The sequence below is a fragment of the Bacillus sp. IBL03825 genome (genome assembly GCF_024712505.1).
Lineage (GTDB): Bacteria > Bacillota > Bacilli > Bacillales > Bacillaceae_G > Bacillus_A > Bacillus_A wiedmannii.
This window is the reverse complement of the sequence record NZ_JAMXKE010000001.1, coordinates 2380508-2397606: the sequence shown is the minus strand read 5'-3', so window position 1 is coordinate 2397606 and position 17099 is coordinate 2380508. Positions and strand designations below refer to the sequence as shown.

Genomic DNA, 17099 nt, shown 5'->3' with positions numbered 1-17099 from the left:
AACATCAATTTAGTTCAGTAAAACTACCTCAAAAAAATATAAATATACAACAATTTCACCTTGATCTTTTGCACATTCTTAATATCCCATACACTTCTTAACTTTCCGCTATATAAACTCTTAATATTCCCTTAATTTTCAATATAAAATTCATAGAATGACTCGATCACAATGTATTAAAAATAAAGAAAAAAGCCCTTGTTTTCAAAACAAAGACTTTTTTCCTTTAACTATTTCGCAACCTCTTCTTTCGGCATTACCATACCTTTATAAAGCTGGACAGTAATCCAGTAATAGATGAAATAAATGACTAAGAAAATCCCTATCGGCACCCATACCTTCACAAACGGGTCAACTAATATAAAGCTAAATAAGTTAAGCCCTACTAACACGTGGGAAATTCCAATAATTGCTGGGAAGATAAATAAATATGAAATTTCTTTATAAATACTTTTCGTTAACATACTACGTCTCACACCGATTTTTCGTAACATTTCATAACGGCGTACGTCACGAGAAGCACCTGTTAATATTTTGAACATTAGCGAACTTGCCATCATTGCTAAAAAGGCAATTCCAAGGAAAAATCCCATAAACATTGTTCCACTCATGAAACTGTTCATAAACTGATAAATTGTCATTTTTGTAAATAAGTCTACTTTTGTACCTGTTGTTTTTTCAATTTGTTCTTTTTGTCTCTTATCTATATCGAGCAACAACGGTTTATATTTTTTCATATCATCTACTTTTGCTAATGTTACACTATGTTCCGTTCCTTGAACTGCTTTGTAGTGTTCTTCATCAGCAATTCTTACCGGTTTTCCGTTAAATTGATTATGTGTAATTTGTATTTCTCTTACAACCGCATCTTCCCAATCCCTTGGCATACGAGGAAATTTATTGGCTGCTTCGGGAGCTTCCAAAGCAGAATAAACAGGTTCAGTTAAAGGTTCAGCCACACGTTTTCGAGCTGGCTCTTTTAAAGTTTTTGTATCAAAGTGATCGGAAACGAGTGGTGGTTTCGCCGTTAAGTCGTTACGTAAGTAATACACCGCTTCTCCATCTACTTTATATTTATACTTGCTTTCTTCCACAATTTCCATTTCTTTTAATGCCGCTTTATCTTGATCATTTGGATCATGAATTACAACATCATATACACGTGAGAAGTCTGTCATAATACCTACATTTTTTTGAAATGCCATCCCTGCCGTCATCGCACCTGCGCCTAATGCAATTAACATCGCTACAGTGCCTAATACTCTCGATAAACTATTTACGCGAAAGCGCAGCTGTGCATATGTAAAACTATTTAAGCCCGTTTCATTTCGTTTTTTATTCCCTTTAATTTTCATCACAAAAAATGGGAGTAATGAACTAAAGATAAAATATGTTCCAAGAGTTGTAACGATTGTCGCTATTATAAAGCCTAATTCAGCATATATTTTTACATTGATCATAAAGTAGTATCCTATACTTACTAGCAATATACCAAGTACCGTCATTATAATAATGCGAGTTTTACTTTTCTTTACTTCATCTAGTGTTTCATCTTCACGAATTAACTCCAATTCTGTTTTACGTAATAACCGGATGCTATTCATTAAACCAGTAATAAAAAATAGTATTAAGAAGAAAATAGCTGTAACTAAGATTGCTGGTGTATATACAGATGAATAACTACCTTTCGCTGAAATTTCCATACCATTCATTAAAAAGTTTCCTGCTACACTTGCAAGCAACATCCCCACTAAGATCCCGATAATAATACTGACAATCCCCATACCGAATGTTTCAATAAATAATAACTGTGCTACTTTTTTCTTTTTCGCACCGAGCATCATGTACATACCGAGTTCTTTTCTTCTTAATGTGAGTAAGAAAGAATTGGCATATATAATATAAAATACAGTAATGAACGATAATAGTATGGCACCTACCCAGAATACGAGTCTAATACTACTAATAAGACTATTATCCTTCGTAAATTCACTATTCATCGCCATCGTTTGGAACATGTAGAAAATACTAATACTAATAACGAGACCAATAAGTAAAACCATATAATCTTTTAACATCTTTTTCATACTATGACGTGATAATTTGAATAACATAGTCTCGCCCCCTACTTAGACTCAGCAGCTGAGCCCATATGAGCGAGCACGCCTAAAATGTCTTGATAGAAATTTTCTCGCGTTCCTTGACGCGTTAACTCTTTATAAAGAAGACCGTCTTGAATAAATAAAATACGCTCACAATAACTCGCACTAAATGCATCGTGTGTAACCATCAAAATACTTACATTGTGATTTTCATGTAAATCTTGCATCGCTTCTAATAAGCTTTTTGCATTTTTACTATCAAGCGCACCAGTCGGTTCATCTGCTAATACGATTGCTGGATTATGTACTAAAGCTCGTGCTGCCGCCGTTCTTTGCTTTTGTCCACCAGAAACAGCAGTTGGATATTTTGTTAAAATTTCAGTAATCCCTAATTTCTTTGCAACCTCATTTACCTTCCCCGTAATCTCACTTGAAGGTACGCCTTGCAGAGAAAGTGGTAAAGCGATATTTTCATAAATTGATAAGTTTTCTAGTAAGTTAAAATCTTGAAAAATGAATCCTAATTTTTGAGATCGAAAATCAGATAAAGCATTCCCCTTCATTGAAGTAATATTTGTGCCAGCTATTGTCACACTGCCACCTGTCGCTTGATCCAGTGTACTAATCACATTAAGTAGTGTCGTTTTTCCAGACCCAGAAGGACCCATAATCCCGACGAATTCTCCTTCTTTTATACTTAATGACACACCCCTTAATGCTTTTGACTGATTCTCATTTCTTTTCCCATACGTTTTTTCTACACTTTCCACAGTAACTACATTTGTTGACATCTCTTTCACTCCATCCCTTTTGTATAAAATTACTTTCTCACATATTTCTTATCTTTTTCTCATGTAAACCCTTAAGAATTTTTTAATTTTTCAATCAGTAAGGATTACACGAGTAACGTAAACCTTTTTCCTATTTCATATTCTCACTTTTCTAAAACTCGTTCCTTCGATTTCGCTTACATTTACCTTACATTTTTGTAAGGTAAAAATATGACAGACCACTTTATAAGGGAATTTTCTTTGTAATGAAAAAGCTTTTTATTTTCATCAAAATGAATAGGAGACATAAATAACAATAATAACAAATTAAAAAACAATATAATTTTATTTTAAAACGATAAATTATATGATAAAATCATGTTGTTATTAAATAAACGAGGTGCTTTTTATGAAACAAGTTACAACACTCTTTTTAAAACTAGCTATTGTTTTTATAGGTATAGTAGTACTTGCATTGTGCATATTTTTAGTGCCTAAAATCGGGAATTTTGCTGGAGAATTGTATCCAGCTATCGCTTATATGAAATCTCTCGTTTTAATCGATATTTACGTAGCAACGATACCTTTTTACTTTGCTCTGTATCAAGTTTTTAAACTTTTAAGTTATATTGATAAGAACAAAGCGTTCTCGGAATTATCAGTAAAGTCTTTAAAAAATATAAAATACTGTGCTCTCACGATCGGTACCATATACTTACTAGGTATGCCGCTCTACTATCTTATGGCAAAAAAAATTGATCCTCCAAGTTTTATAACAATTGGACTAATCATTATTTTCACCTCTATCTTGGTTGCTATTTTTGCTGCAGTTCTCCAAAAGCTCTTACAAGAAGCCATTAATATAAAATCAGAAAATGATTTAACAGTATGAAGTGAAGTATATGGCAATAAATGATGAAGGGATAGCTTAATCGCTATCCCTTCATCATTTATTATGGTTCTTTACTTACTTTAAATTCAGTAATACATGTTAATGGTGTATTTTATTTTCAATCTCTATTTCTTATTTTTTATTTCCTCTTTTATACTCTCCACAAACCCATTTAGTTCAATAACTTCTGACTGGTCTTCACCGTATTTACGTACATTTACAGATCCGTTCTCCATTTCCTTATCCCCAATAACAAGAACATAAGGAACTTTTTGCATTTGTGCTTCTCTTATTTTATATCCTAACTTTTCATCTCGTACATCTCTTTCAACACGAATGCCAGCTTGTGCTAATTTATCCGCAATCTCATCTGCGTATTGTACATGGACTGCATTCGAAACTGGAATGACCTTCACTTGAACCGGTGCCACCCATGCCGGGAACGCGCCTCCAAAGTGCTCAATTAATATCGCTAAGAAACGGTCTAAAGATCCTAAAACTGCTCTGTGAATGACAACTGGTCTTCTCTTTTCATTCTTCTCATCTATATAATTTAAATCAAACTTCTCTGGCATTTGGAAATCTAGTTGGATTGTCCCGCACTGATGACTTCTATTTAAGGCGTCTTTAATATGGAAGTCGATTTTCGGTCCATAAAATGCACCGTCACCTTCATTTAGTCTATATTTATAATTCAATGAATGTAATACATTTTCTAATGCCTCTTCTGCTTGCTCCCACAACTTATCATCACCCATTGAATCTTCTGGACGAGTAGAAAGCTCTACTTCATATTCGAATCCAAAAGTTTTATAAACATAATCAATTTGCGCCATTACAGATTTAATTTCATCTTCAATTTGTTCTGGAGTTACAAATAAATGAGCATCATCTTGGCAGAAAGTACGTACTCTTAATAATCCATTTAATGCCCCGCTAAATTCGTGTCGGTGTACTTGACCGAACTCACACATACGAATTGGCAATTCGCGATAAGAGTGTAATTTATTTTTGAACATTAACATATGTCCTGGGCAGTTCATTGGTTTTAATGCGAAACTTTTATTGTCTACTTCAGAGAAATACATGTTGTCTTTGTAATGTCCCCAGTGTCCTGATTTCTCCCATAATTCTTGGTTCATCATAAACGGAGTACGTACTTCTTGATACTTATACTCTTTTTGAATTTTTCTTAAAAATGCTTCTAATTCATTACGAATAATTTGTCCTTTCGGTAAATAAAATGGCATTCCCGGAGCCTCTTCAGAAAACATAAATAACTCCAGCTCACTACCTAATTTACGATGATTTCTTTTTGCTGCTTCTTCAACGAAATGTAAATAATCTTCTAATTCTTTTTGAGAAGAGAACGCAACACCATATATACGCTGAAGCACTTGATTGTTACTATCACCTCGCCAATATGCACCAGAAACGTGAGTTAATTGGAATGCTTTCAAATAGCCTGTTGACGGTACATGTGGTCCTCTACATAAGTCTACAAATTCACCTTGTTTATATAGTGTTACACTTTCCCCACTAGGAATTGCTTCTAACAATTCTAATTTCAGGTGATCATTCATTACTTGAAACAGTTTTTTTGCCTCTTCTCGTGAAACCTCAACTCGCTCTATTTTTATATTTTCATTTATAATTTTTTTCATTTCTTTTTCGATTTCCGGTAAATCTTCTACGTTTACACTACTCGGAAGATCCATATCATAATAAAATCCATTTTCAATAACAGGTCCTACACCAAGGTTTACATTACCATGCATTCTCTTTACAGCTTGCGCTAAAATATGTGCCGCAGAGTGTCTTGCAATTTCTACCCCTTCATTTGAATCTATAGTAACGATTTCTACTTCCGCATTTTCTTCAATATTTCGGCGTAAATCATATAACTGATCATTTACTTTCCCTGCAACTGCTTTCTTTTTTAAACTACTGCTAATGGATCCCGCAATTTCTTCTAAAGTAATTCCTTTTACAAATTCTTTAACGCTTCCATCCGGAAATTTCATTTCAATCATCTGTTCTTTCATTTTTCATCTCTCCATTTCATAATAAAAAGCACACTCATCCCTAAAATAGGGACGAGCGTGCTTTTACCCGTGGTTCCACCCAGATTCCCATTGTAAATATACAATGGCTTCTTTTACGGTAACGTCGTTTACACGGCACTAGATACTTAATTTCCCCAGTGCAGCTCTAAGGTGGTAAGTTATTTTTCTGCGTTAGGAAGTTCTCAGCTTTCCTTCCTTCTCTGTATAACCGGATAAAATAACTCGTGTCCTTTTCTTCGCTTATTATGAAATTGAATACAAAAAAGCATATTCATCCCTAAAATAGGGACGAATATGCTTATATCCGTGGTTCCACCCAGATTCCCATCACAAAAAAACATAATGGCTTCTTTTGCGATAACGTCGCTTACACGGCACTAGATACTTAGTTTCCCCAGTGCAGCTCTAAGGTGGTAAGTTATTTTTCTGCGTTAGGAAGTTCTCAGCTTTCCTTCCTTCTCTGTATAACCAGATAAAATAACTCGTGTCCTTTTCTTTGCTTTTAAAAGTACATCCATTAATTGTTATTTACTATATCTTATTCATTTTATTTTTGCAAGTGTTTAAAAATGATTTTTTATTAAATAAAAAAAGAAACCAAAAATAGATTTTTGGTTTCCTCTTCTCAATTTTACCAATCTTGTGGTTCGTAATTTAAGTCTGAAAATAGACGTCGTTTCTCTTTCTTCGATAAATCTCTCCACTGTCCAACAGGTAAATTATTTAATTCTATATTCATAATTCTTGTACGCTTTAACGTGTATACTTGATAACCTAAAGCTTCACACATACGACGAATTTGACGATTCAACCCTTGAGTTAAAATAATTTGGAATTCATATTTTGATAACTGTGTTACCTCACAAGGAAGGGTTTTCGTTCCTAAAATTTTCACACCAGCTGCCATTTTCTCTAGAAAATCAGGTGTAATTGGCTTATCTACTGAAACGATATATTCTTTTTCATGTTTGTTTTCAGCACGTAAAATTTCATTAACAATATCACCATCATTCGTTAATAAAATTAAACCGTCTGAATCTTTATCAAGACGTCCAATGTGACTAATTCGTAATGGATGATTCACTAAATCAATAATATTACCTTTTACAGCTTTTTCACTCGTACATGTAATACCTACTGGTTTATTTAAAGCGATATATACGTGATCTCGAGCAATACGAAGTTGCTCTCCATTTACGCGTACATCATCACCTGGATTTACTTGGTCACCAATTTTTGCAACCTTACCGTTAATAATTACTCTTCTCTCATTAATTAGTTTATCTGCTCCACGTCGAGACGCTTTTCCAGCTTCACTAATAAATTTATTGATACGCAAATTAGGCACATCCTTTTCAAAAAAATTCTAGCTCACACTGATTCTACCGTACAATACAAAAGGGTAAGCCTTCTATTATAACTTAAATATATTAACATGAAAGGGGATATAACGTCTTCTATTAATTACTCGTTTATAAGAAAATATCTTTATTATACATTCATTTATGCACGTTTTGAACACTTAATATACAAGCCACTCTTCCTTACATACAGCTTGTTTACCTCTTATGTCTTTTAAATCCTCATGAATATTAGCTAGTTTATACAGCTCTGGGAAAATCTCTTCTACATAATTTTGATGCGCCATTTCATCTTTCCAATAAGTTAACACTATGTAACGATTTTCAGTTTTTAAAGACTTCCCAACTACTCCACCTATCATCCCGTTTGCTTTTTCCATTCCTTTATTCCAAATTTCCTCTTGCTTATGTAAAAACTGCTTTTCTCTCTGTTGTTTTACATCACATATAGCAACTCTGACAAATGACCCTTCTGTAACAACCTCTTTCAAAGGCATATCAGTTATATCATACAATGTTTGAAACAGTTCAATTTCACATGAAAGAAACGTATCCTCTTGATTACTATTTAAATAAATGGTATCGTGAGCACCATTCATAAATGATTGATACGCACCCCTATCATTCCATAAAGTATAAACACACGCCTCATCTTCATTCCATCCACCAAATTGTCCGTGAAAACCATCTAGATGCTGTATATCACGCCATTTTTCTTGTGCGATTGAAAATAACTCTTTTTTCTCTTCTTCCACTTTACAATAGATTGTTTTTAGTAACATTTTTAATTCCCCCTTTAGAATATAATTTATTTTCTTCTCACAACATTTAGTTCACATAATAATTTTATAATCCTCTAATACTCTTTATAGACATATAGAACTAATCATATTTATCACTACATCTATCAAACCATTTATCTGATTTCATTTCAAATAATTCAGAATTAAAAGAAAAGCTGTAACCCTTAACGAATTACAACTTTATCTTATCTCCCTTTCTTATTCACCTTTTGTTCAAATAAATAATATGTAAATTCTCCTGGATAATGTAATACAGTTACCTTCCGCTCCCCTTTTTTAAAACTATTAGTATGCCCATTTTCCCCTAAGTGCTCCCATCCACTTGCCTTTGTAATAGGTATTACACTTATATATTTATAATCCGCTTCATTATCATCGTTAATATGGATTGCTGACATTGGTACTGGAAAATCTTCCATTTTAGATTCTTTGTCCAGATATATGAGTGCAAATAAGCCAACTAATATCATAGCCATTGAAATATTTGAAACTAGCTTTTTTCTATTCGTTTTCACTAAAAACCCTCTTTTCTCACATATTACTTTCATCATTTTACTAATCTTAGTTATTTATGTATATAAAAAATATAATTAAAATCAATTACATACTATATTCTCTACCATTAATAATATTATTGTTATATATTATAATTATAAGATGTTTATTTTTGGAGGGATTACCCATTGAAGAAATTATTTTTTAATAAATGGACAATAGTTATTTCTATTTTTATTATTACCTGTACGATTTTCTACACAACTAAAGATAAAAATAATAACGAAAAAACCACCGTAGAAACAATTGATACAAAAACTTTTAAAACTAAATTACAACCAAAAATTGATGAATTAACTACAAATTATAATGACATCATCGAAAAAGATTGGTTGCCTGCCTGGAAAGAGATTAACACGAACGGAGATTCAGTAGACAGAAATAAACTATTAGTCACAATGACTGCTATTTCCAAGCAATATGAAAAAATTATAAACGAAATAGACATTGTGAAAATTAAAGAAAATATATCGGAAGTACAAATACAAGAACAACTAATTTATTTCAAAACTGAATTTAAGACTGCTTCTAAATTTATGAAAAACGCAGCAGATTTAATTATAGACGGAGCAAATAACTCTACTCCATCCAATGAAACAATTGAAAATACTAAACATGCTTTAGGACTTGCGGACCAACATATTGTCCTCGCTTTATCTACGTTAAATGAAGTTGAAGTTAAATTAGGACTCGCAAAAAAATAAAACTGGTTACTATTTTAAAATAAAAAAAGATTGCAATTCACATTTTGTCTGTCTATAATGTTTTTATTGATTTACAATCAATGTTTTTATAAATTTTATAATTCGGATGAACCATTCAGGAGAAGGTCTATTGATCTACCGACGGGGCAAAAAGTTGCTGAATCAACTTTGAAACTCTCAGGTCTTGGTTACAAGTAGAACTGCATGGGGACGAATCTCTGGAGAGACTCCCTCTCGCTTTATATAGCGCGGAGGAAAACGAGCACCGAAGGAGCAAATCCGCTACTATAGCGGATAATCTCTCAGGTAAAAGGACAGAGACAAGCGAAAGAAAATGCCGATTTGTATCGGTTTATTTTTCTATCCCTTGTTTCTCCAGAGACCATTTCATTTTCTTGAAGTGGTTTTTATTTTTTCATAAAAAGGAGAATACAGATGGAGACAGTAAGTACAGTATTAGAACAAATCAATCACTATGTGTGGGGATTACCAACGTTGTTGTTACTCGTTGGTACTGGTATCATTCTCACAGTGCGTTTAAAAGGTTTACAGTTTAGTAAACTATTATACGCTCACAAACTAGCTTTTAAAAAATCAGAAGATACATCCTCCTCTGGAGATATTAGCCACTTCCAAGCACTTATGACAGCTATGGCGGCAACGATTGGTATGGGGAATATAGCCGGTGTTGCAACTGCTGTGACAATTGGTGGACCCGGTGCAATCTTTTGGATGTGGATTACTGCTTTGTTCGGTATGGCAACAAAGTATGCCGAAGCCATTCTTGCGGTGAAATACCGTGTTAGTAATGAAAATGGTGAATATTCAGGTGGTCCAATGTACTATTTAGAACGTGGTTTAGGTAAGAAATGGCTTGCTGTTTTATTCGCTATATTCGGTACAACTGCTTCTTTCGGTATCGGTAATATGGTGCAATCTAACTCAGTTGCAGAGGCAATGCGAATTAATTTCTCTTTCCCCCCTGCTTTAACTGGTATATTCATGTCGTTTTTAATCGCCATTGTTATTTTAGGCGGTGTGAAAAAAATCGGGAAAGTGACAGGATACATCGTTCCTATTAAAGCTTTCTTTTATATCATTGCTGGACTTATTATTATTTTCTATCACTACGATCAAATTCCAGAAGCATTTTCACTTATTTTTTCTGGCGCATTCAATGGTACTGCAGCTGCTGGTGGTTTTATTGGCGCAACAATTGCATCTGCAATTCAAATTGGAATGGCGCGCGGTGTATTTGCGAACGAAGCTGGTTTAGGGAGCGCCCCTATTGCAGCAGCGGCTGCAAAAACAGATTCGCCTGCAAAGCAAGCTTTAGTTTCTATGACTGGTACTTTTCTAGATACGTTTATCGTATGTACAATTACAGGGCTAGTATTAATTACTACAGGTGCATGGAAATCAGGTAAAACTGGCGTTGAAGCGACGACACTTGCGTTCCAATCTGTATTTGGCACTGCTGGTAGTATGATTCTTGGTATCGCAATTATATTATTTGCCTACTCTACTATTTTAGGATGGTCCTATTACGGCGAGAAGTGCGTGGCTTATTTGTTTGGAGAAGGTGCTGTTAAATATTATAAAGCAATCTTTATCGTCATGATTGCAATTGGTGCGAATTTAAAATTAGGCATCGTATGGACGTTTGCTGATATTGCAAATGGACTTATGGCGATTCCAAACTTAATTGGCCTTATTGGGTTAAGTGGTATTGTTGTTGCTGAAACAAATCGCTTTTTACAAGCAGAAAAATTGAAAGAAAGTCATAAAAAACAGGCAAGTTAATCTATGAAAAAAGGAATGACTCATACATGATGAGCATTCCTTTTTTTATCCCCTCTTTTACTTAATTACTTTCATTAAAAATATATTTATATCAATGTTTACTCCTTTTTATTCCTCCAAAAGTTTTTCACATAAATGTCATAAATCGTATGGTCTAACTATATAGTTGAAAAAGAATGCGACATTAAAGTGTCGCTGAAAAACTCATACAAGAAAAGGGAGGAAAAATCTTTTGAAAAACAAAATCATTGTTTTCCTATCTGTTTTATCTTTTATTATTGGTGGTTTCTTCTTTAACACGAATACTTCAAGCGCTGAAACATCATCTACTGATTACGTTCCTAACCAATTAATCGTTAAGTTCAAGCAAAATGCATCTTTAAGTAATGTGCAATCTTTTCATAAATCTGTCGGAGCCAATGTCTTATCTAAAGATGATAAGTTAGGTTTTGAAGTCGTTCAATTTTCGAAAGGTACTGTAAAAGAAAAAATAAAGAGTTATAAAAATAATCCAGATGTAGAATATGCAGAACCGAATTATTACGTTCACGCCTTTTGGACTCCAAACGACCCATATTTTAAAAATCAATATGGATTGCAAAAGATTCAAGCTCCACAAGCTTGGGATAGCCAACGAAGTGATCCTGGTGTAAAAGTAGCTATTATTGATACAGGAGTTCAAGGCTCACACCCTGATTTGGCTTTGAAAGTAATTTACGGGCATGATTATGTTGATAACGACAATACATCTGATGATGGTAATGGTCATGGTACACATTGCGCTGGAATTACTGGAGCACTTACGAATAACAGTGTCGGAATTGCTGGTGTTGCCCCACAAACTTCAATTTATGCTGTCCGCGTATTAGATAATCAAGGAAGTGGGACTCTTGATGCTGTAGCGCAAGGTATTCGAGAAGCTGCTGATTCGGGTGCAAAAGTAATTAGTTTAAGTTTAGGAGCTCCAAATGGTGGTACTGCATTACAACAAGCCGTTCAATATGCATGGAATAAAGGTTCTGTTATAGTTGCAGCTGCTGGAAATGCTGGAAATACAAAAGCTAATTACCCTGCTTATTACAGCGAAGTGATTGCAGTTGCTTCTACAGATCAATCAGATAAGAAATCTTCATTTTCTACTTATGGTAGCTGGGTAGATGTTGCAGCACCAGGTTCAAATATATATTCCACATATAAAGGAAGCACGTATCAATCATTAAGTGGTACATCTATGGCAACACCTCATGTTGCAGGAGTCGCTGCTCTTTTAGCAAATCAAGGATATAGCAATACACAAATCCGCCAAATTATTGAGTCTACTACTGATAAAATTAGTGGTACAGGTACGTACTGGAAAAACGGTAGAGTCAATGCATATAAGGCTGTACAATACGCTAAGCAATTACAAGAAAATAAAGCTTCTTAAGAAATAAAGCAAAACTTTAATCAGTCGATCTATCATTAATACGAAATAAAATAGAAGGAGAGACTTCTACAATTAAAGCCTCTCCTTCTTACAAACTATATTACTCCCCCTGCTTTTTAACCATATGTAAATATAGCACAAAATCCGTCATTGTCGATGAATGACCAAGTTGACGGATCATCGCTGTTATATTTCCTCTATGATATGTCCCATGATTTACAACATGTTGTACTAACTCTAAAATTGAAGTTTCTAATTTCCCTGCATATGGATTCTCAATAACAAATACAGCATTCACGTCTTGTATTGTAATTAAGAAGTCTTTATATTGATTTGCCATGTTTTCAAACATTTTTTCTAATTCATGTAACGATTTAGTTTCGATTTGTTTGCGTAAATTTTCTCGGTCTTGTATTGCTTCATTCATACTTTTACCATGCAATACGTGTAACCACACTTGATCTGTAATATAAATATGCGTAAAAGTATCCTTAATTGATGGAAATACACTCTGTATCTGTTCATTAAAAATAGTCTCATAGCTTGGTAATTCTTTTAGTCGATTGAATAACCGTATATTAGCCCAAGCATGGTAATCCACCTGTTTTAACATGTACTCTTTCAATCTAAATCGCCTCCTTATTGTACGAAACGAATGTTTTGTTTCTCCATTTCCGATTCTCTATCAGCTTTTGCAATTCCTTTTTCTTCAATTTCACGTTTATTTATTGTTTTATAATTTACATACGTATGAAATTCCGTTTGAAATGGAAACGGTGTAATCCGAATTGTTTCCTCGTCCACCCATTCAGCTTGAATAGGTTTCTCCACTTTACTATTAAACATTTCTGTTCCTTCAAAACCATCTTTAAACAAATCAATTTCATCTGTCTTTTCTACGCCAGGTTTATTCATACACACATATAAAGAAAGTTCATCGCAAAACTTTAATAATCTATAATGTTTATCGAACATCGCAAATTGTTCTTTTGTTAACGTTTTCAATATTCTTTTTTGTCGTTCCAATTCCCCTGTATAAAATGAAAGCATCTCTTCATCTTCATCATTTAATGGAAATGATAAAAAATGTTTACTACAAAGTAATGCTCCGTATGGATTTGAATCTTCAATTTCATTCAAACCAATCGTATAAAAAACAAAACGCAATGAACTTGGACAATCCATAAATGTATATGGAATATTTTTAGCATCATTCAAAATTGGTACTTTATCAAGTTCTATCCATCCTCTATCATGCTCATATATTGCATCAATTGTCTCTTTTAAGTATGTTTCATCTTCAAAAAAATCTTCTTTTATATGCTTTGCAATCTCTCCAGCTAAAAAACCATGATCATGTTGACGAATTAATATACTTTCTTTCTCATTCTTTTCACGAAAAATCATTCATATTCTCCCCCTCATCCTCATATTACAGCGTTTTCTATACATCAATTCTTAATTAATCCCTAATTATTAGCAGGGATTCAGTCTCTTACAACGAAATTAACATAACTATATAGTATTCTTTCTAACCATATAAATAGCTTTCTCTATACTATCCATTATACTAAAACATTCATTCTAAAAAACTTTTTATGAGGTGAAAACATGAACAAAACAGAATTAGTTAAAAACGTGGCACAATCCGCTGATATTTCTCAAAAGGAAGCTTCTGCAGCGGTACAATCCGTATTTGACACAATTGCTACTGCATTACAATCAGGCGATAAAGTTCAATTAATCGGCTTTGGAACTTTTGAAGGTGCGGGCTGTTGCTCAATAACTAGTGCTGCCTAAACGTCACTCATGACAATCAGGTGGTAGGACGCAAGTCCGAAAACTAGGAAATGAAGCGGGATTCAACCTGAATCCTAACTGCACCAATCTTATGGGTGAATGAAAATACACCCCTTATCCAATATCACAACCAGGATAAGAGTCTGATACTCCTACGTGCAACGAGGTGATAGCACACCAGATTGTGCGGAGCTAGGTAAAGTCGTAATCCACGTTGCGTGTGGCTCTTCTATTATAAGAAGACCTCAGGTCTTGAGGACGTAACAATGATGCGGGACTCCACAACTAAATATGGCTAGGAGACGAACCCTTGCGTGAAGCGTCGATAGTTCCACCTCCCCTTGTCACAAAGGGGATACAGAGTAGGTGTGATGAAATTCTCTTCAATAATTTCATCATCCAAATCCTTAAATGGATTTGGAATTTGAGAACAATTCGTGGTATTAAACTCAAATCAGACCTAACGGCGTAAAGAGGGAGCCTAAGTTTAGTTTATAAGGAAAGATAGTGCGGAACAGTCGAGAGCAAGTAATCACAGGAGGTATGCTATTACCAATGAAGGTGATGAAAGCAGTCAGTGTCCCATAGTAGTGTTGATGGTATGCCATTAGTAATATAGAAGTAATTCTATATGAAGGATATAAACATACCGGAGCAAAGGGGACTAGTCGGTGTTAGAATATAGCGAAAATCGACGTACGACAATACGAGGCAAGTCCGAGTCAAACAGCTAACCTATCAGTAACTACTATTAATAGGAGTGATGATATGGGGTTCAAAGGTCGTACAATCGCAGGCGAAAGAGATTTATTAGGATTCCAAGATAAAATGTATCAGGTGGCTTTAGAAGGAAAACCCATCTACAATCTAACCGAGTTCATGAAATCCGAACCAGTTATCGATAAAGCCATACATAACATCAAATCCAATCGCGGCTCTCAAACCGCAGGAATAGATGGGACAACCATCAATGACTATCTCCAAATGGATAGAAAACAACTTATCAACCTAATACAATCTCAAATCGACAACTATAATCCAAGCACGGTAAGAAGAACCTATATTCCTAAAGGAAATACAGGAAAACTCAGACCACTAGGGATTCCGGTCATAGTTGATAGAATTATTCAAGAGATAGCAAGAATGGCTATCGAGCCTTATTGCGAGGCTAAGTTCTATCCTCACAGTTATGGTTTCAGACCATACAGAAGTTCAGAACACGCAATCGCTAGAATAGTTCAGAATATCAACTCGAAAGCCTATATAGCCATCGAAGGTGATATCAAGGGTTATTTTGACAACATCAACCATAATAAGCTACTCGCGATATTGTGGGAAATGGGGATAAAAGACAAGCAATTCCTCTTCCTCATCAAGAAAATGTTAAAATCTAAAATCCTTGACAATGGAAACATAATCAGCTCAGACAAAGGCACACCACAGGGTGGTATTATCAGCCCTTTGTTAGCAAATGTTTACCTAAATAACTTCGACTGGATGGTCAGTGATTTATGGGAATCGCATTCGGCAGTGACCACTTATGCTGCTACACGAAATGGTAAAACGGTTGAGGAAAAGAATTACCAATTCCTTCGAAAGAAATCTGTTGCCAAACACTACAAGACGAATCTTGTAAGGTACGCGGATGATTGGATAATCCTAACGGAGACAAAAGAGTGTGCAGAAAAACTTCTCACGAAGTTACGAAAGTATATGAAACACCAACTCTCCCTTGAACTATCGGAAGAAAAGACGGTCATCACGGATTGTCGTGAGGAACCTTTACACTTCCTTGGATTCCGAATCAAAGCCGAACCGAAGCGTTTGGATGGTAAGATTGTCGCAAAAGTCTATCCTGACTGGAAGAAAATACTGCCCAAGGTTAGCGAAATAAGTAAAGATATTTCCCAATTACGGAGGACCAAACACCTCAAACATAGAGTCACTAAGATTGAACTAATCAACTCTAAAATAATTGGACTGTCTAACTATTACAGTATTGCTATGTCCAAACGGACATTTTCCAAAATCGACCACATACTGTTTAAGTCAACTTACGGGAGTTTCAAAAAACTCTATGGTAAGAACCATACTAAACAGATTTACAAATGTTGTGAACTTACAAATAGGGCCGTAAGGCACGATAAGTACAACTCCAAAACGTATGCTGAAACTTATCAGGATACTATCGTGGGTATAACAAAATGTGCAATCACAAAGATTGAATACGCTAGATTGTTTAATCCAGCGTGGCTACCTTACACCCCTTCGGGACGAGACCTTTGGCACGATGCTCATAACAAAAGGCTAAAGTTACATCTCGAAGACATATGGGTTAACTATGAAAAATTAAACCTATATGCTAACCACAACAATCACAAGCACAACTTTGAGTACTTTATGAACAGACCGTATGCCATAAAGCGTGATAAAGCCAAATGCTCCGTATGTAAATCATTTGTTTATCCTGAATCGGTGGAAGTCCACCACAAGAAACCTAAATTACCTTTAGAATTAGTAAACAAAGTGTCTAACTTAACAACGCTTTGTCTTCGATGCCACAAATATGTCCATAATAATGTACAAGTTATGGAACTAAATCCTAGCCAGTGCAAAAAGGTCAACAAATTAAGAAAAGAATTAACAATGACTGTATAGGTATAGTTGTAAAAAAATGTGCGACGAGAAGTATCTATAATGCCCGTACAAAGGTGACGATGTACAGGGTAAACATTTGTATCTACATCGATGGAACGCCGTATGCGCTGAAAGGCGCACGTACGGTGTGAAGTGGGGGAAAACGTGGAGTTGCATAAA

General features: G+C 34.6%; 13 protein-coding genes, 1 pseudogene, 1 riboswitch and 2 other annotated features. Of the genes and pseudogenes, 6 read left to right on the top strand and 8 right to left on the bottom strand.

All coding sequences use genetic code 11. The features are described 5' to 3' along the window. Positions 1 to 230: 230 nt before the first annotated feature. Both NHG49_RS12300 and NHG49_RS12295 read right to left on the bottom strand, forming a co-directional pair. The gene (locus NHG49_RS12300; protein ID WP_258126071.1) at positions 231 to 2114 is read right to left on the bottom strand and encodes an FtsX-like permease family protein; all 1884 of its coding nucleotides are present in this window, start codon (positions 2112 to 2114) and stop codon (positions 231 to 233) included. 11 nt (positions 2115 to 2125) lie between these two features. Continuing rightward, positions 2126 to 2893 carry an ABC transporter ATP-binding protein gene (locus NHG49_RS12295; protein ID WP_098102823.1) on the bottom strand — a complete coding sequence of 256 codons (768 nt, stop codon included), beginning with the start codon at positions 2891 to 2893 and terminating at the stop codon, positions 2126 to 2128. A 388-nt stretch (positions 2894 to 3281) separates the two neighbouring features. Between NHG49_RS12295 and NHG49_RS12290 the strand changes: the two genes are divergently transcribed. Next, a complete protein-coding gene (locus NHG49_RS12290; RefSeq protein ID WP_098102824.1) occupies positions 3282 to 3764 on the top strand; it encodes a DUF2975 domain-containing protein in 483 nt (160 codons plus the stop codon). A 125-nt stretch (positions 3765 to 3889) separates the two neighbouring features. Here the strand turns inward: NHG49_RS12290 and thrS are convergent, their stop codons facing one another. The 4 genes from thrS to NHG49_RS12270 form a co-directional block, all read right to left on the bottom strand. Further along, the gene (gene thrS, locus NHG49_RS12285) at positions 3890 to 5809 is read right to left on the bottom strand and encodes a threonine--tRNA ligase (RefSeq protein WP_258126070.1); all 1920 of its coding nucleotides are present in this window, start codon (positions 5807 to 5809) and stop codon (positions 3890 to 3892) included. A gap of 44 nt (positions 5810 to 5853) precedes the next feature. Beyond that, positions 5854 to 6076, bottom strand: a binding site (T-box leader). Between the two features lie 35 nt (positions 6077 to 6111). Continuing rightward, positions 6112 to 6336: a binding site (T-box leader), on the bottom strand. Positions 6337 to 6461: 125 nt separating this feature from the next. Beyond that, the gene (rluF, locus tag NHG49_RS12280; RefSeq protein WP_001222161.1) at positions 6462 to 7169 is read right to left on the bottom strand and encodes a 23S rRNA pseudouridine(2604) synthase RluF; all 708 of its coding nucleotides are present in this window, start codon (positions 7167 to 7169) and stop codon (positions 6462 to 6464) included. 183 nt (positions 7170 to 7352) lie between these two features. Further along, positions 7353 to 7973 carry a YdbC family protein gene (locus NHG49_RS12275; RefSeq protein WP_064477278.1) on the bottom strand — a complete coding sequence of 207 codons (621 nt, stop codon included), beginning with the start codon at positions 7971 to 7973 and terminating at the stop codon, positions 7353 to 7355. Positions 7974 to 8179: 206 nt separating this feature from the next. Next, positions 8180 to 8545, bottom strand: coding sequence for a hypothetical protein (locus tag NHG49_RS12270; protein WP_258126069.1), 366 nt, complete (start codon positions 8543 to 8545; stop codon positions 8180 to 8182). A gap of 132 nt (positions 8546 to 8677) precedes the next feature. On the opposite strand from NHG49_RS12270, the gene NHG49_RS12265 reads away from it, so the two are divergent. From NHG49_RS12265 to NHG49_RS12255, 3 genes are all read left to right on the top strand, one after another. Next, positions 8678 to 9253: a hypothetical protein gene (locus tag NHG49_RS12265; protein WP_258126068.1), complete on the top strand. Its 576-nt coding sequence runs from the start codon at positions 8678 to 8680 to the stop codon at positions 9251 to 9253. Positions 9254 to 9461: 208 nt separating this feature from the next. Next, positions 9462 to 9581, top strand: a riboswitch (glycine riboswitch). 107 nt (positions 9582 to 9688) lie between these two features. Continuing rightward, positions 9689 to 11056 (top strand): alanine/glycine:cation symporter family protein, encoded by a 1368-nt coding sequence (locus NHG49_RS12260; RefSeq protein ID WP_000451054.1) that lies wholly within the window; start codon positions 9689 to 9691, stop codon positions 11054 to 11056. Between the two features lie 232 nt (positions 11057 to 11288). Then, complete coding sequence (locus NHG49_RS12255) at positions 11289 to 12482, top strand: S8 family peptidase (protein WP_000790928.1); 1194 nt, start codon at positions 11289 to 11291, stop codon at positions 12480 to 12482. 100 nt (positions 12483 to 12582) lie between these two features. Here NHG49_RS12255 and NHG49_RS12250 read toward each other — a convergent pair whose 3' ends face one another. Both NHG49_RS12250 and NHG49_RS12245 read right to left on the bottom strand, forming a co-directional pair. After that, positions 12583 to 13107 carry a DinB family protein gene (locus NHG49_RS12250; protein ID WP_000666442.1) on the bottom strand — a complete coding sequence of 175 codons (525 nt, stop codon included), beginning with the start codon at positions 13105 to 13107 and terminating at the stop codon, positions 12583 to 12585. Between the two features lie 14 nt (positions 13108 to 13121). Continuing rightward, positions 13122 to 13889, bottom strand: a complete 768-nt coding sequence (locus NHG49_RS12245; protein ID WP_000577278.1) for a DUF3891 family protein — start codon at positions 13887 to 13889, stop codon at positions 13122 to 13124. A gap of 204 nt (positions 13890 to 14093) precedes the next feature. Between NHG49_RS12245 and NHG49_RS12240 the strand changes: the two are divergent. Both NHG49_RS12240 and ltrA read left to right on the top strand, forming a co-directional pair. Further along, a pseudogene (locus tag NHG49_RS12240) lies at positions 14094 to 14246 on the top strand (HU family DNA-binding protein); the annotation flags it as partial. An 804-nt stretch (positions 14247 to 15050) separates the two neighbouring features. Beyond that, positions 15051 to 16940, top strand: a complete 1890-nt coding sequence (gene ltrA, locus NHG49_RS12235; RefSeq protein WP_258126064.1) for a group II intron reverse transcriptase/maturase — start codon at positions 15051 to 15053, stop codon at positions 16938 to 16940. Positions 16941 to 17099 lie beyond the last annotated feature (159 nt).